The 24,574-nt window shown below is 62.0% G+C and carries 23 protein-coding genes; 18 read left to right on the top strand and 5 right to left on the bottom strand.

Translation table 11 applies throughout. The features are described 5' to 3' along the window. The first annotated feature begins 10 nt into the window (after positions 1–10). Both F3H98_RS02800 and F3H98_RS02805 read left to right on the top strand, forming a co-directional pair. Positions 11–979, top strand: coding sequence for a quinoprotein relay system zinc metallohydrolase 2 (locus F3H98_RS02800; RefSeq protein ID WP_149758020.1), 969 nt, complete (start codon positions 11–13; stop codon positions 977–979). A 102-nt stretch (positions 980–1,081) separates the two neighbouring features. Beyond that, positions 1,082–1,942 carry a quinoprotein dehydrogenase-associated SoxYZ-like carrier gene (locus F3H98_RS02805; protein ID WP_149758022.1) on the top strand — a complete coding sequence of 287 codons (861 nt, stop codon included), beginning with the start codon at positions 1,082–1,084 and terminating at the stop codon, positions 1,940–1,942. On the opposite strand, the gene F3H98_RS02810 is transcribed toward F3H98_RS02805, so the two are convergent. Then, positions 1,943–2,296 (bottom strand): hypothetical protein, encoded by a 354-nt coding sequence (locus F3H98_RS02810; RefSeq protein WP_149758024.1) that lies wholly within the window; start codon positions 2,294–2,296, stop codon positions 1,943–1,945. It abuts the gene before it with no gap. Between the two features lie 782 nt (positions 2,297–3,078). Here F3H98_RS02810 and F3H98_RS02815 point away from each other — a divergent pair. The 11 genes from F3H98_RS02815 (at position 3,079) to F3H98_RS02870 (ending at position 14,322) form a co-directional block, all read left to right on the top strand. After that, positions 3,079–4,854: a methanol/ethanol family PQQ-dependent dehydrogenase gene (locus F3H98_RS02815; protein WP_244621600.1), complete on the top strand. Its 1,776-nt coding sequence runs from the start codon at positions 3,079–3,081 to the stop codon at positions 4,852–4,854. 184 nt (positions 4,855–5,038) lie between these two features. Then, positions 5,039–5,566 carry a c-type cytochrome, methanol metabolism-related gene (locus F3H98_RS02820; protein ID WP_149758027.1) on the top strand — a complete coding sequence of 176 codons (528 nt, stop codon included), beginning with the start codon at positions 5,039–5,041 and terminating at the stop codon, positions 5,564–5,566. Positions 5,567–5,569: 3 nt separating this feature from the next. Then, the gene (locus tag F3H98_RS02825) at positions 5,570–6,433 is read left to right on the top strand and encodes a substrate-binding domain-containing protein (protein WP_149758029.1); all 864 of its coding nucleotides are present in this window, start codon (positions 5,570–5,572) and stop codon (positions 6,431–6,433) included. Between the two features lie 42 nt (positions 6,434–6,475). Further along, entirely contained in the window at positions 6,476–7,057 is a 582-nt protein-coding gene (locus F3H98_RS02830; RefSeq protein ID WP_244621571.1) for a PQQ-dependent catabolism-associated CXXCW motif protein, read from the top strand. Positions 7,058–7,423: 366 nt separating this feature from the next. Then, positions 7,424–8,356, top strand: a complete 933-nt coding sequence (pqqB, locus tag F3H98_RS02840; protein WP_149758385.1) for a pyrroloquinoline quinone biosynthesis protein PqqB — start codon at positions 7,424–7,426, stop codon at positions 8,354–8,356. Then, the gene (gene pqqC, locus F3H98_RS02845; protein WP_149758033.1) at positions 8,317–9,135 is read left to right on the top strand and encodes a pyrroloquinoline-quinone synthase PqqC; all 819 of its coding nucleotides are present in this window, start codon (positions 8,317–8,319) and stop codon (positions 9,133–9,135) included. Before pqqB ends, pqqC begins: the two co-directional genes overlap by 40 nt. Continuing rightward, positions 9,132–9,428 (top strand): pyrroloquinoline quinone biosynthesis peptide chaperone PqqD, encoded by a 297-nt coding sequence (gene pqqD, locus F3H98_RS02850; RefSeq protein WP_149758035.1) that lies wholly within the window; start codon positions 9,132–9,134, stop codon positions 9,426–9,428. The genes pqqC and pqqD overlap by 4 nt, the downstream gene beginning before the upstream one ends. Next, positions 9,398–10,561 (top strand): pyrroloquinoline quinone biosynthesis protein PqqE, encoded by a 1,164-nt coding sequence (gene pqqE, locus F3H98_RS02855; protein WP_244621573.1) that lies wholly within the window; start codon positions 9,398–9,400, stop codon positions 10,559–10,561. The genes pqqD and pqqE overlap by 31 nt, the downstream gene beginning before the upstream one ends. Positions 10,562–10,587: 26 nt before the next feature. Continuing rightward, positions 10,588–11,472 carry an aldose 1-epimerase family protein gene (locus tag F3H98_RS02860; RefSeq protein WP_149758040.1) on the top strand — a complete coding sequence of 295 codons (885 nt, stop codon included), beginning with the start codon at positions 10,588–10,590 and terminating at the stop codon, positions 11,470–11,472. Positions 11,473–12,113: 641 nt separating this feature from the next. Then, on the top strand, positions 12,114–13,676 hold the full coding sequence (locus F3H98_RS02865) for an aldehyde dehydrogenase family protein (protein WP_244621574.1): 1,563 nt from the start codon (positions 12,114–12,116) through the stop codon (positions 13,674–13,676). Continuing rightward, positions 13,633–14,322 carry an NADPH-dependent F420 reductase gene (locus F3H98_RS02870; RefSeq protein WP_149758043.1) on the top strand — a complete coding sequence of 230 codons (690 nt, stop codon included), beginning with the start codon at positions 13,633–13,635 and terminating at the stop codon, positions 14,320–14,322. Before F3H98_RS02865 ends, F3H98_RS02870 begins: the two co-directional genes overlap by 44 nt. A 43-nt stretch (positions 14,323–14,365) precedes the next feature. On the opposite strand, the gene mtnA is transcribed toward F3H98_RS02870, so the two are convergent. Beyond that, positions 14,366–15,472: an S-methyl-5-thioribose-1-phosphate isomerase gene (gene mtnA / locus F3H98_RS02875; protein WP_149758045.1), complete on the bottom strand. Its 1,107-nt coding sequence runs from the start codon at positions 15,470–15,472 to the stop codon at positions 14,366–14,368. Then, entirely contained in the window at positions 15,469–16,794 is a 1,326-nt protein-coding gene (gene mtnK / locus F3H98_RS02880) for an S-methyl-5-thioribose kinase (RefSeq protein ID WP_149758047.1), read from the bottom strand. Before mtnK ends, mtnA begins: the two co-directional genes overlap by 4 nt. A 142-nt stretch (positions 16,795–16,936) precedes the next feature. On the opposite strand from mtnK, the gene F3H98_RS02885 reads away from it, so the two are divergent. The 5 genes from F3H98_RS02885 to F3H98_RS02905 all read left to right on the top strand — a co-directional run bounded on the left by F3H98_RS02885 (position 16,937) and on the right by F3H98_RS02905 (position 21,367). Beyond that, positions 16,937–18,448 carry a sugar ABC transporter ATP-binding protein gene (locus F3H98_RS02885; protein WP_149758050.1) on the top strand — a complete coding sequence of 504 codons (1,512 nt, stop codon included), beginning with the start codon at positions 16,937–16,939 and terminating at the stop codon, positions 18,446–18,448. Between the two features lie 69 nt (positions 18,449–18,517). After that, entirely contained in the window at positions 18,518–19,513 is a 996-nt protein-coding gene (locus F3H98_RS02890) for an ABC transporter permease (RefSeq protein WP_149758052.1), read from the top strand. 37 nt (positions 19,514–19,550) lie between these two features. Then, on the top strand, positions 19,551–20,603 hold the full coding sequence (locus F3H98_RS02895; protein ID WP_149758054.1) for a substrate-binding domain-containing protein: 1,053 nt from the start codon (positions 19,551–19,553) through the stop codon (positions 20,601–20,603). Positions 20,604–20,705: 102 nt separating this feature from the next. Further along, positions 20,706–20,951, top strand: a complete 246-nt coding sequence (locus tag F3H98_RS02900; RefSeq protein ID WP_149758056.1) for a type II toxin-antitoxin system VapB family antitoxin — start codon at positions 20,706–20,708, stop codon at positions 20,949–20,951. Next, a complete protein-coding gene (locus F3H98_RS02905; RefSeq protein ID WP_149758058.1) occupies positions 20,951–21,367 on the top strand; it encodes a type II toxin-antitoxin system VapC family toxin in 417 nt (138 codons plus the stop codon). The genes F3H98_RS02900 and F3H98_RS02905 overlap by 1 nt, the downstream gene beginning before the upstream one ends. Before the next feature lie 40 nt (positions 21,368–21,407). On the opposite strand, the gene F3H98_RS02910 is transcribed toward F3H98_RS02905, so the two are convergent. Next, positions 21,408–23,465 (bottom strand): bifunctional aldolase/short-chain dehydrogenase, encoded by a 2,058-nt coding sequence (locus tag F3H98_RS02910; RefSeq protein WP_149758060.1) that lies wholly within the window; start codon positions 23,463–23,465, stop codon positions 21,408–21,410. 93 nt (positions 23,466–23,558) lie between these two features. Then, a complete protein-coding gene (locus tag F3H98_RS02915) occupies positions 23,559–24,527 on the bottom strand; it encodes a sugar-binding transcriptional regulator (RefSeq protein WP_149758062.1) in 969 nt (322 codons plus the stop codon). Positions 24,528–24,574: the final 47 nt, after the last annotated feature.

A 24,574-nucleotide genomic window follows, 5' to 3' on the forward strand; every position in this document is an offset into this window, starting at 1 on the left:
GAGCAAAGCCATGCCGACCGATCTCTTTCGCCGCAGATTTGTCCAGGGTTTTGCCTGTTTGGGTGTCGGCGCAGCGCTGCCCTGCTGCCTGAACCATACCGCCTTTGCCGCCGATGCCGGCAAAAAGCTCGCGTTGAAAGGGGTAGCCGACGGCGTCTACGCTTTCGGTGGCGTCAACGATTTGATGACGCAAGCCAACCAGGGCGCGATCTGCAATCTTGGACTGGTGATCGGCAACGAGGCGGCAGCCGCGATCGACAGCGGCGGCTCCATGATCGAGGCGCGCGCCTTCATTTCAGCGATCAAGGAAACGACCGACAGACCGGTTCGCTACCTCATCAACACCCATATGCATCCCGACCATATTTTCGGCAATGCCGCCTTTCGCGATATCGGCGCAAAAATCATCGGCCATCGCAATCTGCCCCGCGCACTCGCTGCCCGAGGCGATTTCTACCTGCAGAGCTATCGCAGCCAGATCGGCGACGCGCTGATGAAGGACATCGAGATCGTACTCCCCGAGCAAACTGTGGACGACCGGCTGGAACTCGATCTCGGCGGCCGCACGCTGGAACTGCGTGCCTGGAAGGCTGCCCATACCGACAACGATCTCACCGCTTACGACGCTGCGACAAAAACCTTCTTCACAGGCGATCTCGCGTTCCTCGGCCACCTGCCAACGCTCGACGGTTCGCTGCTCGGCTGGATGCGGCAGCTTGACGAACTGGCTGCCGTCGACGCCGCTGTAGCCGTGCCCGGCCATGGGCCAGTGCCGTCGGCCTGGCCGGAGGCGCTGGATGCCGAGCGGCGCTATTTCGACGTGCTGGCCGGCGACCTGCGCAAGGCAATCGCCGATGGCGTGCCACTCGACAAGGCGGTTGAGACGGCAGCCCAGACCGAGCGCGGCAACTGGGCGCTGTTCGACGACTACAACGGGCGCAACGCCACCGCCGCCTATGCCGAACTGGAGTGGGAATAGAGCTCAGACAGCTTCACGAGAGCGTAATTTGCCAAGTTTTCCCCGAAGGAATATGAATCATGCTGCCTGGGCACCACCTTTGTCAGCGGTGGAGGCATGATCATGCAGAGCTACACGCTCACCAATCGGCGTCGGCGTTCGCCGGCATCTCTCCTTTTTGCCTTTGTGATCGCTGTTTTTGCGATGCTCGGCGGTCTGACGAATATGGCCGGCGCACAGCAGACGATGGCGTCGTCGGACAAGATCTGGGGCGAGATCAAAGGCGATTTCTTTGGCGATCGCCAGATCGTCTCGGATACCGGCCTGGTAAGGATTGAAGCGCCGAAGCGCGCTCAGGACGCCGCACTCGTACCCGTCGACATCTATATCGATCCGGCCAAGGCGCCCGAAGGCGTCAAGGCGGTGACATTGATTATCGACGTCAATCCCGCGCCGTTGGCGGCGACCTTCACGCTTGGCAAGGATGCCGGCGTTACGCACATTTCGACGCGCGTACGCGTCAACGATTATTCCTGGCTGCGCGCCATCGCCGAGACCGGGAGCGGCCAGCTCCATATGTCGCAAACCTTCGTCAAGGCGTCGGGCGGCTGCTCGGCGCCGGCGGTGAAAAACACCGACGAAGCGATGGCCTCTATGGGCAAGATGAAGCTCAAGCAGTTCGCCGAACCGCAGATGAGCAAGGTGCAGGAGTTGCAGTTGATGATCCGCCACCCCAACAATTCCGGGTTCCAGCGCGATCCGATCACCCAGTACTTCATCCCCGCGCATTTCGTCCAGAAACTGTCGATCTCGCAGGACGACCAGCTGATCCTCGCCATGGAGGGCGGCATCTCTATCTCCGAAGATCCCAATTTCCGCTTCGATTTCAAGGCGCACGGCACCGGCGAGATCAAGGTCGAGGCGGCAGACACCGACGGCAAGGTGTTCCAGGATCAATGGCCGCTGGAGGCGACGGGCCTCTGATCAGAAACAGCGGATCTCGGCTTCGGCCTGGGCGCGCTTTAACTCCGTGCCGGCGGCCTTGGCTGGCGCGCTTTCGCGAAAAAGCCCGCTCGCCTCGCCTGTGGTTTGCGACATGCGCTTGAATGTCTCGGCGGTGACGTAATGCTCATAGGGCACGATCGATGCGATGACGTCGATCGAGCATGAGCAGCGTTCAAGCGCGTCGCGCGTCTGGCCGTTGGAGCGCATGCAGCCGAGTACATATTCGGCGAGCGCTTCGGTCGGATAGCCGCTCGCGGCAGATGCCGGAGCCGGCACGGTCAGCGGGGTGGCCACCGCCAATCCCAGGATCGTCAATGCAGCCGGTCCTTTCATGGTCGCAAACTCCGTTTCGGCCGAGTTGGCGACAAACCGGCGGCGCAGTCAACTTGTCATATAGGACCAAAGGAGGATGGTGCGCAGCAGCGTCCAAGCAGTGGTTCGGGCGCCTATCGCAGTCATGTTTTCTAGGTGGGGATCTCGCCCGTGAGGAACGCTGTACAGGCGCTTTCCACAATCGTCATGTCGCTTGCGAGAACAGGGGCCACCGATATCGAAGTAGCAAATTAAATAGAAATATTAATTGCTTGAAATATGAAAAATGTACGGAAAATGTATAATGAAACCCATCCATCCTACAAAAATGAGGCATCTGGAAAGTAGTTAAGCTGTAAGTTAATTGATTTCTTCTGTCATATTGCGATGCAAAATATCCTATATTGCGGCGCACAAGAAAATGGCCGTTTTTTCTTGCGCCTCGGTTTTTAATAACATAGCCTTTCGCTGTTTCCGGCTTCAAAGGGCGTCACCGTCATAGGGAGCGGCGACCGTCTTTCGTAGGCCAAGTGGGGTGGGCAGTAATGGTGCCCTCTGCTCATCTGGCTTAGGTCGTGACACGCTGCCGGAAATACTTCCCACCACATGAATCGCTTGGGCAAGCCCTGGTGGGCTCAACGGTCGATTCCTGATTGTGAACCCCGGGAGGATATCGAATGCGTGTACTCAGAACTGCCACCTACATTCTATCGACCGCGGCGTTGCTCACATGCGCCACGGCCTATGGCGTTTCGGCCAATGAAGAACTGCAGAAGCTTGCGTCCGATCCGAAGAACTGGGCGATGCCGACGGGCGACTATGCCAACACCCGTTATTCGACGCTTGAGCAAATCAACAAGGACAATGTGAAGAACCTGCAGGTCAAGTGGACGTTCTCCACTGGCGTGCTGCGCGGCCACGAGGGCGGCCCGCTGGTGATCGGCGACGTGATGTACGTACACACGCCGTTCCCGAATATCGTTTATGCGCTCGACCTCAACAACGACGGGAAAATCCTCTGGAAATATGAGCCGAGGCAGGATCCGAACGTCATTCCGATCATGTGCTGCGATACCGTCAATCGCGGCGTCGCCTATGGTGACGGAAAGATCATCCTCAACCAGGCCGACACGATGGTCACCGCACTCGACGCCAAGACCGGCAAGGTTGTGTGGTCGGTCAAGAACGGCGAACAAACCGACGGCGGCAAGGGCGAATCCGGAACGCATGCTCCGATCGTCGTCAAGGACAAGGTGATCGTCGGCATCTCGGGCGGCGAATTCGGCGTCCGCGGCTGGGTCGCGGCCTACAATCTGAAGGACGGCGCACTGGCGTGGAAGGGCTATTCGATGGGTCCCGACGCCGAAACCCTGATGGATCCCGAGAAAACCACCCACCTCGGCAAGCCGGTCGGCAAGGACTCCGGTATCGGCACCTGGGAAGGCGAGCAGTGGAAGACTGGCGGCGGTACGACCTGGGGCTGGTATGCCTACGATCCGAAGTCGAACCTGGTGTTCTACGGCACGGGCAATCCGTCGACCTGGAATCCAGTACAGCGCCCCGGCGACAACCGCTGGTCCATGACCATCTTTGCCCGCGATGCGGACAGCGGCATGGCCAAGTGGGTCTACCAGATGACCCCGCACGACGAGTGGGACTATGACGGCGTCAATGAGATGATCCTCGTCGACGGCATGGACGTCAACGGCGCCAAGCACGACGTTCTCGTACACTTCGACCGCAACGGCTTCGCCTACACCATGGACCGCAACTCCGGCGAGCTTCTCGTCGCCAAGAAATACGATCCGAAGGTGAACTGGGCGACCGAGGTCGTCATGGACAAGAACAGCGACCAGTATGGCCGGCCGCAGGTGGTGGCGAAATACTCCACCCAGCAGAACGGCGAAGACACCAATTCGACCGGCATCTGCCCGGCCGCATTGGGAACCAAGGACCAGCAGCCGGCGGCCTATTCGCCCAAGACCGGCCTGTTCTACGTGCCGACCAACCATGTTTGCATGGATTACGAGCCGTACAAGGTGAGCTACACGGCAGGTCAGCCTTATGTCGGAGCTACGGTATCGATGTATCCGGCCGCGGACAGCCATGGCGGCATGGGCAACTTCATCGCCTGGGACGCTGCCAAGGGTGAGATTGTCTGGTCGGTGCCCGAGCAGTTCTCGGTCTGGTCGGGCGCGCTTGCCACCGCCGGCGACGTGGTCTTCTACGGAACGCTGGAAGGCTACATCAAGGCGGTCGATACCGACGGCAAGGAACTCTACAAGTTCAAGACCCCTTCCGGCATCATCGGCAACGTCAACACATTCGAACATGGCGGCAAGCAGTACATCGCCGTCCTGTCGGGTGTTGGCGGCTGGGCCGGCATCGGTCTCGCTGGTGGCCTGCTGTCGCCGGAGAACGCCGCTGCCTGGCACGGCGCCGTCGATCAGGGTCGCGAACAGGGTGACGAAGCACAAGTCGTCGGCACCGCTGGTCTGGGTGCTGTCGGTGGTTACGCTGCCCTTGCCGACTATACGACGCTGGGCGGACAGCTCACCGTCTTCGGTCTCCCGGAGTAACACGGGGAACCATAACCGCGCCGAGGTCTTGTGAAAGACGGCAGGCCTGAGAAACGAGAGCCCGGATATACCCGGCACACCCGACCGGGCTCTCGATTTCGCCGCGCAATCACGAAGCACTGTTACCGCCGCATCGCGACAGCAACGCTGTGTCCGTGGCGATTTGAAATGAAAGAGGTTTCGCATGTTCTTCGCAAAAGCAGTTTCGGTTCTTGCCCTGGTTTGCCTGCCGATAAGCGGCGCTGGCCTGGCGCACGCACAGGACACCAAGGAAAAGGCCGCCGCGGTAAAGGAAGAGGATGGCAAGTGGTTCGATGCGGACGGCAACCCGACCTACAACATTAAGGACGACGGCACCGTCGACTGGTATACCTTCAGCGGCTACCGCCGCTACCATTCCGACTGCCACGTCTGCCATGGTCCCGACGGGGTCGGCTCCTCCTACGCGCCCGCGCTGGCCGCGACCATGAAAAACATGGACTACGGCACCTTCCTCTCGATCGTCGCGGAAGGCCGCAAGAATCTGAGCGCCGGCAAGGAAAACGTCATGCCGGCCTTCGGCGACAACAAGAACGTCTATTGCTACATGGACGATCTCTACATCTATCTACGCGCGCGCTCCGTCGACGGCATTCCGCGCGGCCGCCCACCGAAGAAGGCCGACAAGCCGCAGGCCGCCAAGGATGCTGAAGCATCCTGCATGGGAGGGTGACGAATGCCGGCCGCCAGGCGCTACCGTTCTGACCGTTTCGCCCTGCTGGCGCTGGCGCTTGCGCTGGCCCCCAGCCCGGCGCTTGCTCAGGGAGCGGGTCTCGGCGCCGCGGGCGAACTGGTCGATCCGGACGTGCTGCGCGTCTGCAGCGACCCATCCAACATGCCGTTCAGCGATGAAGGCGGCAAAGGGTTCGAAAACAGGCTCGCGCAACTGGTCGCAGAAAAGACCGGTCGCAAATCGGTAGCCTATACCTGGTTCCCGATGGTCACCGGTTTTGTACGCAACACGCTCAGGGCCAACCGCTGCGACATCATCATGGGTTACGCCCAGGGTGACGAACTCGTGCAGAACACCAACGCCTATTACCGCTCGACCTACGTGCTGATCTACAAGAAGGACAGCGGTCTCGACGGTGTCGAGACGATCGAGGATCCGAAGCTGGCTGGCAAGCGAGTGGGTGTCGTGCAAGGCACGCCACCCGGCTCCAACATGGCCAAAGCGGGCCTTATGAAAACCGCCAGGGTTTATCCCCTCATGGTCGATACGCGTTTTGCCCCTTCGATGGCGGAGGTGATGCTCAAGGACATGAAGGCCGGCTATATCGACGCGGCGGTCCTGTGGGGACCGATGGCTGGTTTTTATGCGAAGGAGGCCGGCCCGGACTACGCGGTGGTGCCGCTGCTCAAGGAAAAGGTCGGCTCGCGCATGACCTACCGCATCACCATGGGCGTGCGCCCTTCCGACCAGGAATGGAAGCGCCTGCTCAACAAGGTAATCAAGGAAAACCAGGCGGAGATCAACAAGATCCTGCTGGAATACAACGTGCCGCTGGTCGACGAACAGGACCGGCCGATCACGCAATGACAGTGCCCGAAGCCGGCATGAGGTCGGCTGGAGGAAACGGAAATGCCGACGGCAATGATGGGAAAGGCGACGATTTTGCTTCTGGCGGCGAGCCTCTTCGAGACTGCGTATCCAGCCCTGGCCGGCGACGTTGCCGAACCTGCCGGTTATCGCATGGAAGACTATCGCGCACCGGTGCCGGACGCTTTGCGGGGCGCCAGGGTGGTCACCACGGCCGAGGCGGAAACCTTGTGGCGCGACAAGACAGCGGTGTTTTTCGACGTCATGCCGAAGACACCCAAGCCCGCCAATCTGCCGGCAGGCACCATCTGGCGCGACGCGGTGCGAACGGACATCGCCGGCAGTGTCTGGCTGCCGAATGTCGGCTATGGCGCGATCACGGAGGAAACCGCCGCCTATTTTCGCAACGGTCTGGCGGCACATGCGCCGGCCAAAACCGATCCCATCCTGTTTTATTGCATGACCGACTGCTGGATGTCCTGGAATGCCGCAAAAAGGGCGCTCGAATGGGGCTATACTTCGGTGATCTGGTATCCGGGTGGTGCCGATGGCTGGGAAAAAGCCGGCCTGCCGGTCGCCGAGGCCAAGCCTTTTGACGAGGCCGCACAGAAATTGCTGCAGTGACTTTGTTTTATTGGTTTCAGAACGTTCTGTTTCATTTGTCCATTTTGGACGGGTCGCTGCACAAGGTGCCAAGCGGTGGCCAATCGGGAAGGAACCGGCCCTCCGGGGCCGGTGCAACAGGAGGAATGAAATGAAGAAAAGCTGGAAAAAGCCTACTATGTGCCAGGTAGCGGCGGGCATGGAGATTTCGCGGTATCTGCCTGCTGAAATTACTCCCAAGAAGTAGGCCGCGCGGCGCGTGTCCCCAGGTCGGGGACACGCGTCAGCCTGTCCGCATAGATCATGACGAGCCATTTCGCAGGCCGCGACGGGTTTCCGGCTGCCATATCCATAGGCGACCCGGATACCCGCAGACTGGATAATTCCGTGCGCGTGAAGATCGTCGGCTCGGCTGCCGGAGGCGGGTTTCCGCAATGGAATTGCAATTACCGACTGAGCCGTGCCGCGCGTGCCGGAGTGCGCGGTGTTTATACGCGCACGCAATCCAGCCTCGCCGTCTCGGCTGACGCAACCGCCTGGGTGCTCTTCAACGCTTCCCCCGATATTCGCCAGCAGATCGCGCAAACGCCCGAACTGCAACCCGCCGCCGATGCACCCTTGCGCTCCAGTCCAATCAAGGCGGTGGTGCTCACCAACGCCGATGTCGACCACATCGCCGGGCTGCTCAGCTTGCGCGAGCGCCAGCCCTTTGCAATTTACGCGACCGCCCAGGTGCTTGCCGCTCTTGCTGCCAATCCGATCTTCGGCGTGCTCGACCCGGCGGTGGTGCCGAGGCGAGAACTTCCCGACGGCGAGTTTGAGATTTGCGATGCCGAGGGCCTGGGAACCGGCATTCGCATCGAAGCTTTTGCGGTGCCGGGCAAGGTTGCGCTGTTTCTCGAGGACGCCAGCCGACCCGACGCCAACTACGGTTCGGAAGCGGGCGACACGATCGCCATCCGCCTTGCCGGACGTGCTGACAGATCGCTGTTTTATGTACCCGGCTGCGCGCGGGTCGATTCGGATTTGCAGCGGCGACTGGCTGGTGCTGCATGCCTGCTCTTCGACGGGACCGTATACACCGACGACGAGATGACTTCCGCCGGCGTTGGCCAGAAAACCGGTCAGCGCATGGGGCACCTGGCAATGTCCGGAGAATCCGGTTCGATCGCATCGCTCGCCAGCATCGACATCAGCCGCCGCATCTTCGTTCATATCAACAACACCAATCCCGTTCTGGACGGAAATTCGCAGGAATATGCCGCGGTGAAGGCGGCGGGATGGGATGTCGCGTTCGACGGCATGGAGATCGAGTTGTGAACGAATTCGTCACTGCCAGAACCGACTTCGCCACCGCCGCCAAGGGCGGATTGTCGCCGGCTGAACTGGAAGCGGTGTTGCGCCAGGTCGGCGCGGAGCGCTACCACAACCGCCATCCCTATCATCACCGGATGACCGGAGGCGACCTGACCAGAGGCGAGATGCAAGCCTGGGCGCTGAACCGCTACTGCTACCAGGCTGTCATCCCGCGCAAGGATGCGACGATCCTCGCCCGCGCCGAAGACCCTGCCTTTCGCGCGGAATGGCGCAAGCGCATCGAGGATCATGACGGCGAGGACGGTTGGAGTGGTGGCATCGCGCGCTGGCTCCACCTCGCCACCTCGCTCGGTCTCGACGCCGAGATGGTCAAGAGCGAGCGCCAAGCGTTGCCGGCGACCCGCTTCGCGGTCGGCGCCTATCTTTCCTTCTGTGCCAACCGCTCGCTGCTGGAAGCGGTCGCTTCGTCGCTGACCGAGCTGTTCTCGCCGGTGATTATTGGCGAGCGGGTGCCGGCCATGCTGGCGAAATACGACTACATCACCGAAGATACGCTGGCCTATTTCAAGAAGCGGCCCGACCAGGCATCGCGCGATTCCGATTTCGCGCTCGCCTATGTGACGGAGCATGCCGACACCCCGGAACGACAGCAGCTGGCGATCGATGCGTTGCTGTTCAAATGCGATGTCCTCTGGGCCATGCTCGATGCACTGCAGCACGCCTATGCGGAAAGTGGAAAAAACATTCCACCGGGAGCCTTCCGGCCGGAGGATGCGCGATGACAGCATTGCGCGAACGAGCGCTCGTATTGCTGGATTCGACTCCCTCATTGCCCAGGCATGTGCGCATCCAGTTCGATCCGGTGCGCCAGGCGTATGCAGTGCTGTCGCCGGAGCGGGTCTTCTGGCCTGACGAGATCAGCCTCGACATCCTGCGCCGCTGCGACGGCCGCACATCGGTCGGCGCCATGATCGCCGACCTCACCGCCGAATATGACGCGCCGGAGGATGAGGTGGCCGGCGATATCATGACATTCCTGCAGGAATGGGCCGACAGACTTTTGGTGCGGCCATGAGCGAGGCGCTGCTTCCCCCGATCGGCATGCTGGCGGAACTCACCCACCGCTGCCCTCTGCAATGCCCTTATTGCTCCAACCCGACCGAACTGATGAAGGCCAACCGGGAGCTGGATACCGAAACCTGGCTTTACCTCTTCCGCCAGGCGGCGGACCTCGGCGTTCTGCAGGTGCATCTTTCCGGCGGTGAGCCGACGCTGCGGCGCGACCTCGAACAGCTGATCGCCGGACTTTCCAGTCATGGCGTCTACACCAATCTGATTACAGCCGGCGTCGGCATCGCCGAAGGCCGCATCGAGGCCTTCGCGGAAGCCGGGCTCGACCATGTGCAATTGAGCTTCCAGGGCGCGCACGCCGAAACGACCGAACGCATCGGCAATCATCGTGGCGGCCACCAGAAGAAGCTGGAAACGGCGCGGCGCGTGCGGGCGGCCGGGCTGCCGCTCACCATCAACGCGCCGATCCACCGCCACAACATCGGGGAAGTGCCGGATTTCATTGAGCTGGCGCTGTCGCTGGGCGCAGAGCGGCTGGAAATCGCCAATGTGCAATATTCGGGTTGGGCGCTGGTCAATCGCGATGCCCTGATGCCGGACCGCGACGCCGTCGAGCGCCAGATGGAGATCGTCGGGCAGGCGCAGGAGCGACTGCGCGGCATCCTCAACATCGATTTCGTCACGCCCGACTATTTCGCCATCTACCCGAAACCCTGCATGGGCGGCTGGGCGCGCGACGCCTTCATGGTGGCGCCGGACGGAACGGTCCTGCCCTGCCACGCCGCCCACACGATCCGCTCGCTGACGTTCGAGCGTTTCGGCGACCGCTCTCTGGCTGAGATCTGGACGGATTCGCCGGCCTTCAACGCATTTCGCGGCACCGACTGGATGCAGGAGCCATGCCGCGGCTGCGAGCGGCGTGAGATCGACTGGGGCGGCTGCCGTTGCCAGGCGATGGCGATAGCCGGCGATCCAGCCGCGACCGACCCGGCCTGCGTGAAGTCGCCGGTGCATGCGCGCATGGGCATGCTGATCGACGACGCGCTGGCCAGCGCGCGCGCCGAGAAAGCTGCAGGCAATCCTCCCGAAGAGAGCTTCATCTACCGCCGCATCGCGGCTACAACCCAGCTGGCCTAGAGTTCTTCACAAACCGGGAGGTTTTGTTGGGCGACACGATCCGTCTTGCCGCCGGCAGCACCGCGGCGGAAATTGCGCTCACGGGCGCGGAACCCATCGCCTGGTATGTCGGCGGACGCGACCTTTTGTGGCAAGCCGACCCGACATTCTGGGCGCAGACCAGTCCCATCCTGTTTCCGCTGGTCGGCTGGGCGCGCAACGGAGAAATCCGCGTCGACGGCAAGCCGCACAAGATCGGCGTGCATGGCTTTGCCGCCGTCAAGCCGTTCGTGCTTGCCGAAAAGACGAAAAGCTCCGCCAGATTGACCCTCAGGGACGATCCTGACTCCCGAAAGAGCTTTCCCTTTGCATTCGAACTGGACGTTTTTTATGCGATTTCCGAGGGCGAACTGTCGACGACGTTCACCGTGCGAAACCCGGGCGACGAACCCCTGCCCTACGCGCTCGGCGTTCACCCCGGCTTCCGCTGGCCGTTTTCCGGGCAGAGCCGCGACGGCTGCCGCATCGAATTCGAGCGGGCTGAAAAACCGGAAGTGCCCGTCATCGCCAGCGGCGGCTTGTTCTCGACCAGCACACGGCCGGTGCCGCTCGACGGCCGCGTGCTGCCGCTGTCGGAGGAACTTCTGTCGCGCGAAGCGCTCTGTTTTCTCAACGCAAACAGCCGCTTGATCCGCTTTGTTGCAGAAGATGGCGCGGCCATCTCCATGGCGGTCGAGGACTTTCCGCATTTCGCGATCTGGAGCCGGCCGGGCGCGCCGCTGGTGTCGCTCGAAGCCTGGACCGGGCACGGCGATCCCGAGGGTTTCGAAGGCGACATCCGGGAAAAGCCGTCGATGCGTTTCCTGGCGCCCGGAACGGAAGCGCTGCACGCTGCGCGGATGCGTTTCGACGCACCCCTTTTGGCCTCCTGAGCTTCCAGCACACCCATTCTCAACGTCGCGCTGCCCCTCACCCCGTGAAGGACGGGAGCGGGGCGTTGCGTTCCTTCGTGTTCCTCTGGTCTGCCAGCTTCTGCTCTTTTTTTCGGAAAGACCCCCTCTCCGTCTCGGCTTCGCCTCGACACCTCTCCCCCCTTTTTATGGGGGCGAGGAACCCAAGCTGGAAGGGCGCTGGCGTCGCGGCAACGGTTCCTCGCCCCTGCGAAGCGGGGGAGAGGTGTCGAGGCGAAGCCGAGACGGAGAGGGGTTTCTTCATCAGCACAAGCCTCTCCGTTGCCACGCCCGCTTTCGCGTCTGGCCATTGAAAGAAAGGTGGGAAGCGGCGCCTGTGAGGGCGATGGCTGCATTATGCGGGAGCGGCAAAGGGGTGTGGATAAAACAAAATGGAAGACTGCTGACAGATGCTGACAAACGAAACAGCTCGCCAAACGATTATTCCATATCTGGAAATATAATTCCCCATTTTGCCGGGTAATTAGTGAAAGATGCACGCATAGATACCCGTGCAGCAAGCTCGCGAAGGTATCACGACCGATCGATCTCAACAGTTCAGGATTTGCGCGGCGACAGCGCCAACAAGGTGCGTCGCGGCAGCGAAGCGCACAGTTTCGCCCGTGGCTTTGAATGAAGGTGACCCAAGGGAGTGTGACATGACTTCTCAATTGAAGGCTCGGCATTGGATCGACGGCGAATGGATGGATGCCAAGGATCGACGCGAGAGCGTCAATCCCGCCACCGGCGAGCCGATCGGCAGCTATACGGAGGCTACGCAGGCGGAAGCGACCAAGGCGATTGAAGCCGCGCTCAGAGCCTTTCAAGAGACCGAATGGAGCGAAAACCGCCGCCTCAGGGCGAAGGTGCTCAACGACATGGCGGATCGCTTCGAAGCGCGGACGCAAGACCTGGTTGAGATACTGGCACTCGAAAACGGCAAGGTAAAACCGGAGGGTCAATTCGAAGTTTCGATGGTGCCGTCCAAGCTCCGGTTTTATGCCGCGCTGACACTCACGGATTTCGGGCGGGCTGTGGAAACGGCGGCAGGACGTTATACGACGACGTTGCGCGAACCAGCTGGCGTTGCCGGCATCATCGCCCCCTGGAACTCGCCTGTCGTGCTTTTTATCCGTTCGCTTGCGCCAGCTCTTGCGGCGGGGTGCACGACCGTAGGAAAGCTTCCGGGATTTACCGCCCAGACGAACGCACGCATGTGCGAGGTGTTCAGTGAAGTGAAAGACCTGCCGAAGGGGGTCGTCAACGTCTTTACCGAGTCCGGAAGTGCCGGCGCGCGAATGCTGATCGACTGTCCCGACGTGCCAGTGATCAGCTTGACCGGTAGCTCCAAGACAGGGCAGGCAATCATGGCGGCCTGCGCCAAAAACCTGAAACGTTTCAGCGGCGAACTGGGCGGTAAAACGCCGATTTTGCTGTTCGACGACACCGATCTGGATAAGGCACTGCCGATAGTGGAGAAGGCGCTAACCGTTTTTGCCGGTCAGTTTTGCATGACTGGCAGCCGGCTTCTTGTCCACCGGCCAATCCTCGACGCCGTCCGCAACCGCCTCGCAGCCAGATTGGAAGCTGTCAAGGTCGGCCCGGCCGCCGACCTTTCCAGCGACATGGGACCAATGATCAACGTGGCCAACGTGAAGCGGGTCGATGCGATGGTCGAGGCTGCAATTGCCGGGGGCGCCAAAGTCGTTGTGCGTGGCGGTCCCATCCAGGACGGACCTCTCGCAAAAGGCGCCTTCTACCGGCCCACCTTGCTTGAGATCGACGACCATTCCATGCCGATCGCCCAGGAAGAAGTTTTCGGTCCGGTACTGGTGATGCAGGCCTTCGACACGGAGGACGAAGCGGTGGCCCTCGCCAACCAATCGGACTACGGCCTGGCGGCTTCGGTGTGGTCCACCAATATCGACCGTCCGCTGCGGATTGCACGGCGCATCGATGCGGGCACGGTCTGGATCAACAACTGGGCGATCGTCTACGACGAAACTGAAGAAGGCGGTTACAAGCAGAGCGGCCTCGGACGCCTCAACGGCATGTCCGCAATCGACGACTTCCTCGAGTATCGGACCATTATCCAAGAAATCGATCTGGCTGCAAGCCGTCGGCAACCAGCCTCCGCGGAGCATGCGCCACGGCGTCGGCTGGCGGGAACAGTGGCGGCGCAATAGGAAAGGACTCGCTATGAGCACAGCAATAATCGGTCTGGGAAACATCGGCGCCCGATTGGCAAAAAACCTTGCCGCCGGCGGTCAGAAGGTAATCGTCGCCGACAGGACATTGGCGAAAGCGGAGAAACTTGCTTCCGAACTCGGCGGCAATGCGCAGGCCATGCCGGTCGACGCCGCAATCGCCAAGGCTGACGTGATCATCCTCGCGGTCTACCTCGATGCAATCAAACAACTGATCGGCACACACAACCTGGCAGGCAAGATTGTCGTCGATCCGTCAAACCCGATCGCTCCCGACGGCAACGGCGGTTTCAAGAAAACGATCCCGGCTGAGCAGTCTTCGGGACAACTCATTTCCTCGCTCCTCCCGGCCAGCGCGCAGCTCGTCAAGGCATTCGGCACAATGAGTGCTCAGTCCTTGGCATCGGGCGCAAACCGCACTCCGGAACGCGCCGTTTTGTTCTACGCAACGGACTTTCCGCGGGCCGGCGAAGTTGTGGCGAATCTCATCGCAGCCAGCGGATTCTCGCCAGTTGCCGTTGGCCGCATCGATAAGTCCATTCGAATCGAGGTCGGCGGCGACCTGCACGAGTACGGAAAACTCGGCAAGCTGGTGTCGGTCAACGAGGCAAAGTTGGTGGTTTGACCAACAAAGAAACGGCCGAAAGCGCTGCCCAGGCCAGATTTGACTATGCCGCCTTCGTCCGCCGTTCCGGAAACAGCTCCAGCAGGCCTTCCGGCGAAGCTTCGGCAATGCCGCGCTCGGTGATCAGTCCGGTGACCAGCCGCGCCGGGGTCACATCGAAGGCCGGATTACCGGCGGGGGTCGCGTCAGGAGAAATGCGCACCTGCGCAACCTCGCCGGATATCGTCTTGCCCCAGACAAGGGAAACCTCGTCGCCGGAACGTTCTTCGATCGGGATTTCCTTCAATCCGTCATGCACTGTCCAGTCGATGGTCGGCGACGGCAAGCCGACATAGAACGGCACGCCATTATCGTGCGCGGCGAGCGCCTTTAGGTAGGTGCCGATCTTGTTGCAGACATCGCCATTGGCCGTCGTGCGGTCGGTGCCGACGATGACCATGTCGACCTCGCCACGCTGCATAAGATGGCCGCCGGCATTGTCGACGATCAGGGTGTGCGGAATGCCGTGGCCGGCCATCTCCCAGGCGGTGAGCTGGGCGCCCTGGTTGCGCGGCCGCGTTTCGTCGACATAGACGTGAATGGGAATGCCGGCTTCCGCCGCAAGGTAGATCGGCGCGGTGGCGGTGCCGTAGTCGACGGTGGCGAGCCAGCCGGCGTTGCAATGGGTGAGGATGTTGACCGGTTCGCCGGGCTTCTTCGTCGCTGCGATCTTCCTGATGATCTCCAGCCCGTTACGGCCGATGCCACGATTGAGCTCGATGTCCTCGTCGGCGATTTCGGCCGCCCGTTTGTAGGCCGCGGTCGCGCGCTCTTCGGGCGGCAGCGGCTTCAGCACCCGCATCATCTCGTCAAGCGCCCAACGCAGGTTGATGGCGGTGGGCCGCGTTTCGTGAAGTTTCTCCCACGCCGCCTGCAAGGCCGTATCGCTGGGATCGTCGAGCGCCTGGATCGCCATGCCATAAGCTGCGGTGACGCCGATCAGCGGCGCGCCGCGCACCCACATATCGCGGATGGCGACGGCGATGCCGTCGACCGTGCCGACCGTCTCGACGCGCAGTTCGTGCGGCAGCCAGCGCTGGTCGATCAGGTCGACCGAGCGGCCGTCGTCGGCCAGCCAGATCGTGCGGTAGTGACGGTCTCCAACGTTCACGAGACTTTTTCCCTTTCGATCAGTTCAGCCAACGCGTTGATTTCGTCGAGACTGTGGATGGTGTGGCGATTGACAGCGAGATGGCGGCCGAACTTCAGCGCCTTTGCCTCGCATCCGGCCCGCAAATCTTCGTTTTCGATGGTTTCGAAATCGGCGTTGTGGGCAAGCCCGAGGATGCGGCGATGGATCTCGACGCCGGCAAAACCCAGCATGTCCGTCCAGATGGAATGCAGGAAACGGTCGAGCGCCTGCTCGCTGCCGAATGTGTCGCCTTGTTCTTCGAACAGGCTGCGGTGGTAGAGCATGCCGGTGCGTTCGGTACGCCACAGATGCGCGAACTCGGTGCGGAACACCGACCAGGTTTCGGCGACGACGCCGAGCAGATAGGCCCGCATGGCGTCGCGGCTGCCCGCGTTCTCATGGCCGCGCTGCGAGAAGAAGGACATCCAGAAATTGGCGAGCGCCATGCCGACGTCGAAGGCGATGGGGCCATAGACGGCGAATTCCGGATCGATGACGCGTGTCTCGCCATCGGTGACCATGATGGAGCCGGTGTGCAGGTCGCCATGCAGCAGCGTCTCGGCATTGGCGGCAAACAGATGCTTCAGCCGCTGCGCCTCGACCTTGAGGTCACGGTCAGCACGCAATTCGGCGACCAGCCCGTCAAGTTGCGGCGAGGTGTGGCGGTTCATGGGTGCTGCGAAATACGGGTCGGTGAAGACCAGGTTTTCGGTGATGTCGCAGAGTTCGGCATTGTCGGCGAACAAAGCCAGGTCTTCCTTGCGGTCTCGCGCCTTCATGTGAAGATCGGAGCCGCGGAACAGGGTGCGCGCCATGAACAGCCCGAGATCCCTGGCGATCTTCGGCAGCTGGCGCCCGTCGATCAACGCCTTGCGCAGGATGATGTGCGGCGAGAGATATTCCATGACGATGAGCGCCTGCGCCTCGTCGAAATGATAGATTTCCGGAACGATGGCGCCTGTTTTTTTCTCCGCCATTCCGGACGGAAAACCGGTGACCACTTTTCCTGGAATTGCTCTAGCCTTCTGGCGGGTCAGCGCGTGATATTCGAAGAAGGAACGCTTCAGCGGCAGCGGCCAGCTGTCGCCGACGAGGCGCACGTAAGGCAATGCCTGTTTCACCACGGCGGCACCTTCGGCGCCCTCCACGATGAAGACGAGATTGAGGTTGCCGTCGCCGACCTCGCGGACTTTCCAACAGCTGGTGTCGGCGCCGATGCGGCTGGCCAGCGGCTCGGTATTGCCAAGACGCTGTGGCAGCGTCTCGGCGGACAGCGCTTCGAATGACAGTGTTTTTGTCATCTTCTCCTCCCGTCCTCCCACTATGCTCCGAGTGCCGCCCGGAGCAAGACGATACAGTAGGCGTAGCCATCACTCTGTCAATTGTCAATCGAGTTGACATTTGACGAAACGGTCCATAGCATCCTGTCCCACGGAGGAATGAATGGGCAAGGAAGCCGTGTTCGGCATAGCGGGCCTGAGGAAATCTTTTGGCTCGATTGAGGTGCTTGGCGGTGTGGGACTTGCGCTGCACTCCGGCGAGGTGACGATTTTGATGGGCGCCAATGGCGCCGGCAAATCGACCCTGGTCAAGGTTGTCAGTGGCGTCTACGGCCTCGACGCCGGAACAATGACGCTGGAGGGCAAGCCCTTCGACCCGCAGACGCCCGCCGAAGCGATCCGCGCCGGAGTCGTCACCGTCCACCAGAACATCAATGACGGGGTGGTCGCAGCACTCGATGTCGCCACCAACCTGACGCTCGACCGGCTGAACGGCGCCGGCGCCTCATTCTTCTTCAACCCGCGCCGGATACGCCGCGAGGCGAAAGAAGTCGCCGAACGCATGGGGCTGACCATAGACCTCGGCGCGAAAATTCCGGACCTGTCGCTGGCCGACCGCCAGATGGTGGCGATCGCCCGCGCCATGGCGCATCAGCCGAAAGTGCTGATCCTCGACGAGCCGACCTCCTCGCTTTCGAGCGCCGAGGCCAACCGTCTCTTCACCCTGATCGACCGGTTGAAGGCGCAGGGCGTCGCCATTCTCTACATCACCCACCGCATGTCGGACATAAGACGGCTGGCAGACCGCATCGTTTCTCTGCGCGACGGGGTGATCGCCGGCACCTTCGACGACAAGCCGCTGGACTATGAAGGCGCCGTCAACGCCATGCTGGGCCGCAAGGTCGGCATCGGCCAGGTGGCGATCCGTGAGGCCGGGAAAGAGGTCTTCTCGGCCGACGGGCTGCGCATCGCCAACGCAGCCAAACCGTTTTCGCTCGCCCTTGGCGATGGCGAGGTGGTCGCCATCACCGGACTGGTGGGCGTCGGCAAGACGGCCCTTGCCGAAACGCTGTTTGGCCTGCGCAAGCCGCTCGAAGGGAAGATGACGCTCGGCGGAGCCGCCTATGCGCCGGCTTCGCCGCGGCAGGCGATCGACGCGGGCGTCTTTCTGGTCGCCAAGGACCGCGCCGAGAGCGGCATCGTCCCGGACTTCAATATTTATGAGAATATCAGCCTGCCATTCCTCGACCGCATCTCGCGCCTCGCGATCTCGCGGCGCGGCGCCGAACGGCGCATCGCGCGCCGGCAGATCGGCGACCTCGGCATCGTCTGCCGCACCGAGAAAGACGACATGTCGACACTGTCGGGCGGCAACCAGCAGAAGGTGATGGTCGCCCGCTGGATGCCGGAACAGGCAAGGCTGTTCGTTCTCGACGAGCCGTTCCAGGGCGTCGACATCGCCGCCCGGCGCGACATCGCGGCGAAGCTGCGTGCCAGCGCTGCAGGGCGGGCGACGCTGATCTTCGTCACCGAACTCGACGAGGCGCTGGAAACAGCCGACCGCATCCTCGTCATGTCGGAACACACGATCGTCGGCGAGCACCGCAATGCCAGCCTGAACATGGAACGCCTGCTGGCCGAGATCGCCGGACAGCCGGCACAGAGCGCGGCTTAGCCAAGAAATTCAAGGAGTTCGGCATGGATCTGGAATCGGATTGGCAACTTTGCGGGGTCATTCTCTGACATGACCACGCGTGACCTTGCCGTGCGTTACGGGTTCCTGCTGCTGCTTGCCGCGCTCGTCGCCTATTTCGCCATTGCCGCCGATGGCTTTGCCTCACCGCAAAGCGCTGTTTTCATCTTCCAGTCGGTCGCCATCACCGGCGTCCTGGCGCTCGGCGTCACCGCGACGCTGGTGGTCGGTGGCTTCGACCTGTCCATCGGCTCCGTCGCCACGACCGCGATGATGGCGGCAGCCTATGTGATGGTCATCTTCGAGCAGAACGCGCTTGTCGCTGTTGCCGCCTGCCTGCTGATCGGCGTGGTCGTCGGCCTGATCAACGGCTTCCTCATCGTCTACATGCGCGTGCCCGATCTTCTCGCGACGCTCGGCATGATGTTCCTGCTCGTCGGCCTGCAGCGCATTCCGACCGAAGGCCGCTCCATCGCCACCGGCATGACCATGCCTGACGGCTCGGTCGCCGGCGGCACGTTCAGCCCGGCCTTCCTGGCGCTCGGCCGCCACCGCTTCGACTTCTTCATCCCGAACCTGATCCCGGTTTCCGTCGTGGTGCTTCTGGTGCTCGCTGCGGCGATCTGGTTCTTCCTCGAATACACGCGTTTCGGCCGCATGATGTACGCCGTCGGCAGCAACGAGCGCGCCGCGCAACTGGCCGGCGCGCCTGTCAAGGCATACAAGATCTGGGCCTATGTGATTTCCGGCATATTCGCCTCAATCGGCGGGATTCTGCTCGCCGCCCGGCTTGGACGCGGCGACATCGCCTCGGGTAACAATCTGCTTCTGGATTCCGTCGCAGCAGCCCTGATCGGCTTTGCCGTTCTGGGTGCTGCCAAACCAAACGCTTTCGGCACCGCGGTGGGAGCGCTCTTCGTGGGCATCCTGCTGCAGGGCCTGACCATGATGAACGCGCCCTACTACACGCAGGATTTCGTCAAGGGCATCGTTCTCGTCGTCGCGCTGGTGTTCACGTTCGCGCTTTCGAACGCCGGCCGCCGCTAGGATTCTCAACGTTGGAAAAGGTGGAGGAAAGACTGACATGATCAACCGCAGAACTCTCGGAAAACTGGCCCTCGGCCTGGTGGGCGCGACCGCGCTGATGCAGGCGCCGGCTTTTGCGCAGACCGCGCCCGCACCGCTCGACAACCCCGGCAACGTCAAGATCGCGCTGGTGCGCTATCTCTCGACGGGCGATTTCTTCCAGGCCTACCTGTCGGGCGTGGAGAGCCAGGCGAAGGCGCTCGGCGTCGACCTGCGCGTGCTCGACAGCCGCCAGGACGCTGCCCTGCAGGCCGACATGGTCGACCAGGCGATCGCCCTCGGCGTGAACGGCATCATCATCCAGCACGGCCTGACCGAGAGCATGAAGGAAGCCGCCCAGCGCGCGGTGGACGCCGGCATCAAGGTCGTAGCCTTCGACGTCAATGTCGAGAACGACAAGATCCCGCAGGTCGAGCAGTCCGACCGCGACCTGGCGCGCCTGGCGCTCGAACAGGCGATCAAGGACAATGGCGAAAGCTGGAAGGCCGGCTATGTCTATGTCGCCGGCATCGCGCCGCTCGACCGCCGCAACGAAACCTGGGTGGACTTCAAGAAGAAATATCCGGGCATTGAGGAGAAGGCGATGTTCGGCACGCTCGACAATCCGATCGCCAACTCGGTCGCCAACCAGGCCCGTTCGGTGGTTTCCGCCAACCCCGACATCAGCGTGATGTTTGCGCCCTATGACGAGTTCGCCAAGGGCGTGAAGATCGCAGTCGACGAGGCCGGCCTGTCGTCGGGCGTGAAGATCTATTCGGCTGACATTTCGACATCGGACATCGCGGCGATGCGCGAACCGGGCAGCGCCTGGGCGGCAACCGCAGCCACCAACCCGGCCGTCGTCGGCCAGGTTTCCGTGCGCGCGCTGGCCATGCTGATTGCCGGAGAAGATCCGGGCAAAAGCGTGATCGTGCCGCCAACGCTGATCACCCAGAAGGACCTGAACGACAACGACATCAAGAACATGGAAGAACTTTCGGCGAAAATGCCGCAATTCGCCCATGCCGATGTTGTCATGCCGGCCTGGATGCCGAATCCGAACAAGAAGTAGCGACTGCTTCGGCATCGGAAAGCAAAGGGCGGCCCAAGGGCCGCCCTTTTGTTGCGCCATGGATATCTCGCCTGTATATCTGGATATCCAGGAGGGATATCCATGGCGCTGTTCATTCGTGATGAAACTGTCGACCGCCTTGCCAGCGACGTGCAGAGGGTCCTGAACACCCCCACCAAGAAGGAGGCTGTGCGCCTTGCCTTGCAGCATCAGCTGGATCAGGCAAGCCAAAAGCGCCCGCTTATGGAGGCGATCGCCGAGCTCCAGGCGAAAGCGGCTGCTTTAGGCCCCGAAAACCCCGACTTCGACATGAAGCGCTTCACCGATGAGATGTGGGGCGACATCTGATGTTCATCGATGCTTCGGCAATCGTTGCGATCCTTGGCCGGGAGCAAGGTTGGGAGGATCTCATCCACAAGCTGGGAACGGATGCGTCACTCTACATTTCGCCGCTCGTCCGCTTCGAAGCGGTCCAGGCATTGGCCCGGAAACAGACCAGCCCATCAGTCAAACCGTCGGCCGAAACGCTGGAAGGAGCGCGCCAAATCCTTGACGCTTTCATCGCTCGATTGCGTATCGACGAAATTCCGTTTTCACCGCAGATCGGCTCGCTCGCATTGGATGCCAGCATGACCTACGGCAAAGCGATCGGCCACGCCGCCGATCTCAATTTCGGCGATTGCTTTGCCTATGCCTGCGCCAAGGCGCTCGATACGCCCTTGGTCTACAAGGGAAACGACTTTGCCTTGACCGACCTGGCCTGATGCGGCGGGCCTGCTAAACCCGCCGCCGTTCCCGCGAACCCTATCTCAACGCTGCCGCGATGTTGCCGCCGTCGACAGTGGTGACATCCGCCGTGGTGCGTTCGGCCAGCGCCTGGTGCAGGAATGCCTGCGCGACATCCTCGGCCGTCACTTCCTGGCCGAGCAGGTTGCCGGACATGTAGTCTTTTTCCGAAAGGCCGCGCGCGGTGGAGCGGCTGGCGATCATGGCGTCCGTCAGAAGGCCGGAACGGATGCGGTCGGCGTTGACAGCGTTGGAGCGGATGCCCTCGCCGCCATATTCCAGCGCATATTGCCGCGACAGGAACAGCGTCGCCGCCTTGGGCAGGCCGTAGGCGCCGAACTTCGCGCCCGGATTGACCGCCTGCTTCGAAGCATTGAACAGGAGCACGCCGCCGGTACCTTGCTGGCGGAAGATGCGTACGGCGTTCTGGGCGACGCTCTGGTGGGCGAAGAAGTTGAGCTCGAAGCTCTTGCGCAGCAGCGCGTCGTCGATATCGCCGATCATGCCTTCCCAGGCAGCACCCGCATTGGAGACGACGATGTCGACGCCACCATAGGCAGCGACCGCCGCGTCGAAGGCAGCGCGTACGTCGGCCGCCTTGGTGATGTCGCCGCCGACGCCGATCGAATTGTTGCCGGCGGATTTCGCCACTTCGGAAGCTTTTGCGGCATCGAGATCAACCACGACGACATGAGCGCCTTCGCGGGCGAACAGTTTTGCGGTTGCAGCACCAATGGCGCCAGCGCCGCCGGTGACCAGCACGATCTGCCCCGTCAGCGGCTTCGGCTTGTTGGAGGCGAGCTTTGCCTGCTCCAGCGACCAGTATTCGAGCGGGAAGAGGTCGGACTTGGCGAGCGGCCGGAAGGTGCCGATCGCCGCGGCGCCACGCACCGCCTCCATCCACATCTCGCCGACATCGGACGCGATTTTTGCGTCCTTCAGCGTGCGGCCGTGGCCGAACATGCCGAGGCCCGGAACCAGCGACAGCCGCGGCATCGGGTCGAGCATAGTGCGCTTGACGTTGTCGAGCGCATCGTTTTCCTCGAAATAGGCCTGATATTCGGCGGCATATTTTCCGACGTGCCTGGCGATCTCCGCCTTGTAGCCGCCGAGGCTGGCGCCATCCGGCGCCGGCAACACCATCGGGCCGGTCTTGATGCGGATCGACAGGTCGGGCGTCGAGACGCCGCGCGACGCGAAATCGGCAACGCCGGCGGAGTTGACGAATTCGAGTATCTTTTCCGAGGTGCGGAAGTCGCTGACCATTCGGTCGAAACGGCCCTCGCCCTTCGCCACCGCAACCGCGCCGCGCAGCATCGGCGCGATATCGCCGGGCGTTACCTTTGCCGCCGGCAGCTTCACCGGCGACAGCGGGTTCCTGCCGTTCCTTGCGACGTAGTGCTTGGCGACCGTCACGTAGTGGATCATCAGGTCGTAGGCCTGCTTGGCGGTCGCCCCGAAGGTGAAGATGCCATGCTTGTCGAGGATGAGGCCCTCGACCGTGGGATCGGCGTCGTAAATGTCGGCCGCCGCCTTGGCGAGATCGAAGCCCGGCTTGATGTAGGGCACAAAACCCATCTTCGCACCGAATACCTTTTTCGAGAGCGCTTCGCTGTCATCTCCCTGGTCAACGATGGCGAGGATTGCGGTGGAATGCGTGTGGTCGACGAATTTGTGCGGCAGGAAGGCGTGCAGCAGCGTCTCGACCGAGGGGTTGGGCGACGAAGGATCGACGAGGTTGGCGCGTTGCAGCGCCACCATGTCCTCGTCGGAAAGCCTGTCGAGCGCCCGTGCCTTGAGGAGCGGCGTCATTTTCACCGCCGGCAGGCCCTGCGGCTCGATCACCGCCATGTCCCAGCCGCTGCCCTTGACGCACAGCACATCCCACCGGTCGCCGACGAGATCCGTAACCGTGGCCTTGCAGGAGGTGTTGCCGCCGCCATGCAGCACCAGCCGGGGTTCGCCGCCGAGTAGCCGGGTCGTGTACACGCGCAACGCCAGGTCGCGGTCGACGCCTTTCGCGGCATAGGCGGCGACCAGCTTTTCGGCTTCGGCGTCGTTCCAGAGATTCTTCATTCGATCGTCCACATCGTCATGTTCGGGTTGTCGTTGGCTTCGCGCGGCCTCGAGGCCCTGATGAAGCCGCTTCTATAAGCCCTGCCTGTCTTCCTATTGCGACAGAGGTCGGAGATCGCTTTTCCGGTGCTCCAGCAGGCGTTTTGCCATGGGTGCCGTCACCACCAGATGCGAACAGAGGCCGCCGGCAAGAGCTGCAAGCAGCGGATCGAGCTTGCTGTCTTCCTGCACCACCATCATACGCTTCGGGATCGAGCGGATCGAACCGAGATCGGCCGAGATGACCCGCCGATTGTAGTCGCAGTCGAGCAATTCGCCTTTCGCATCGATCATCTGGCCGGCGATGACCCCCGCCGCACCGTTGTCGCGCAGGGCGTGCATGTCATCCGGGCTCAGCGCACCGCACTTCACCACATGGCTGTCCTCATCGACGGTGCCGACGGAAAACAGCGCGAGATCGCAATCGGCGACGCTCGCCAATTGCTCACGGATAACCGGCTCGTTGCGCAATCCTTGCGCCAGTGGCTCGCTGGACAGCACAAGCGGAGCGTAGAAATTCAGGCCCTTGGCGTTCAGCCGCCTGGCGATCTCCATCGTGCACTGGTCCGGGCGATAGGAATAAGGCGCGCCAAGATTGCCGCAGAGCTGCACGACGGTGACGTCCTGCAGGTCGGCGAACGACATCACGTCCGCCATAGTGTAGACCGTGCGGCCCCAGGCGACGCCGATACGGTCGCCGCGATTGACGAGTTCGATGAAGACACTCGCCGCCACCGCTGGGACTTCCGCCGCCGGGTCGATCGCATGCCGTTCCTGCGGCACCACCCACACGGCCGACAGCCCGAAAACGTCTTCCAGCTGCCGCGCCAGCACGTCATCGGTGAAGAGCTGCGTCGAGGTCGAAATGTTGACGATGCCGGTATCGCGCGCCTTCTTGAGATACATGGCGACAGAAGCGCGCGAAATGTTAAGCTGCCTGGCGACCTCATCCTGGCGCAGCCCGTGCGTGTAATAAAGCCACGCCGCTTTGTGAATGATCTGTTCCGAGGCCCGGATCGCCATCAAGCCGCTCTCCTGTCCTCGACATTATTCATCGTCGCTGACAAAAG

This window comes from Neomesorhizobium albiziae (genome assembly GCF_900114255.1).
GTDB lineage: Bacteria > Pseudomonadota > Alphaproteobacteria > Rhizobiales > Rhizobiaceae > Neomesorhizobium > Neomesorhizobium albiziae.

Coding starts and splice junctions, on each gene's coding strand:
- F3H98_RS02825 (WP_149758029.1), top strand. CDS start 5,570: ATGCCGGCCGCCAGGCGCTACCGTTCTGACCGTTTCGCCCTGCTGGCG.
- F3H98_RS02800 (WP_149758020.1), top strand. CDS start 11: ATGCCGACCGATCTCTTTCGCCGCAGATTTGTCCAGGGTTTTGCCTGT.
- F3H98_RS02815 (WP_244621600.1), top strand. CDS start 3,079: ATGCCGACGGGCGACTATGCCAACACCCGTTATTCGACGCTTGAGCAA.
- F3H98_RS02915 (WP_149758062.1), bottom strand. CDS start 24,527: ATGGCGATCCGGGCCTCGGAACAGATCATTCACAAAGCGGCGTGGCTT.
- F3H98_RS02870 (WP_149758043.1), top strand. CDS start 13,633: ATGCGCCACGGCGTCGGCTGGCGGGAACAGTGGCGGCGCAATAGGAAA.
- F3H98_RS02885 (WP_149758050.1), top strand. CDS start 16,937: ATGGGCAAGGAAGCCGTGTTCGGCATAGCGGGCCTGAGGAAATCTTTT.
- pqqE (WP_244621573.1), top strand. CDS start 9,398: ATGGGCCGACAGACTTTTGGTGCGGCCATGAGCGAGGCGCTGCTTCCC.
- mtnK (WP_149758047.1), bottom strand. CDS start 16,794: ATGACAAAAACACTGTCATTCGAAGCGCTGTCCGCCGAGACGCTGCCA.
- pqqC (WP_149758033.1), top strand. CDS start 8,317: ATGGGATGTCGCGTTCGACGGCATGGAGATCGAGTTGTGAACGAATTC.
- F3H98_RS02900 (WP_149758056.1), top strand. CDS start 20,706: ATGGCGCTGTTCATTCGTGATGAAACTGTCGACCGCCTTGCCAGCGAC.
- F3H98_RS02895 (WP_149758054.1), top strand. CDS start 19,551: ATGATCAACCGCAGAACTCTCGGAAAACTGGCCCTCGGCCTGGTGGGC.
- F3H98_RS02890 (WP_149758052.1), top strand. CDS start 18,518: ATGACCACGCGTGACCTTGCCGTGCGTTACGGGTTCCTGCTGCTGCTT.
- F3H98_RS02805 (WP_149758022.1), top strand. CDS start 1,082: ATGCAGAGCTACACGCTCACCAATCGGCGTCGGCGTTCGCCGGCATCT.
- F3H98_RS02905 (WP_149758058.1), top strand. CDS start 20,951: ATGTTCATCGATGCTTCGGCAATCGTTGCGATCCTTGGCCGGGAGCAA.
- F3H98_RS02910 (WP_149758060.1), bottom strand. CDS start 23,465: ATGAAGAATCTCTGGAACGACGCCGAAGCCGAAAAGCTGGTCGCCGCC.
- F3H98_RS02830 (WP_244621571.1), top strand. CDS start 6,476: ATGCCGACGGCAATGATGGGAAAGGCGACGATTTTGCTTCTGGCGGCG.
- F3H98_RS02820 (WP_149758027.1), top strand. CDS start 5,039: ATGTTCTTCGCAAAAGCAGTTTCGGTTCTTGCCCTGGTTTGCCTGCCG.
- F3H98_RS02810 (WP_149758024.1), bottom strand. CDS start 2,296: ATGAAAGGACCGGCTGCATTGACGATCCTGGGATTGGCGGTGGCCACC.
- pqqD (WP_149758035.1), top strand. CDS start 9,132: ATGACAGCATTGCGCGAACGAGCGCTCGTATTGCTGGATTCGACTCCC.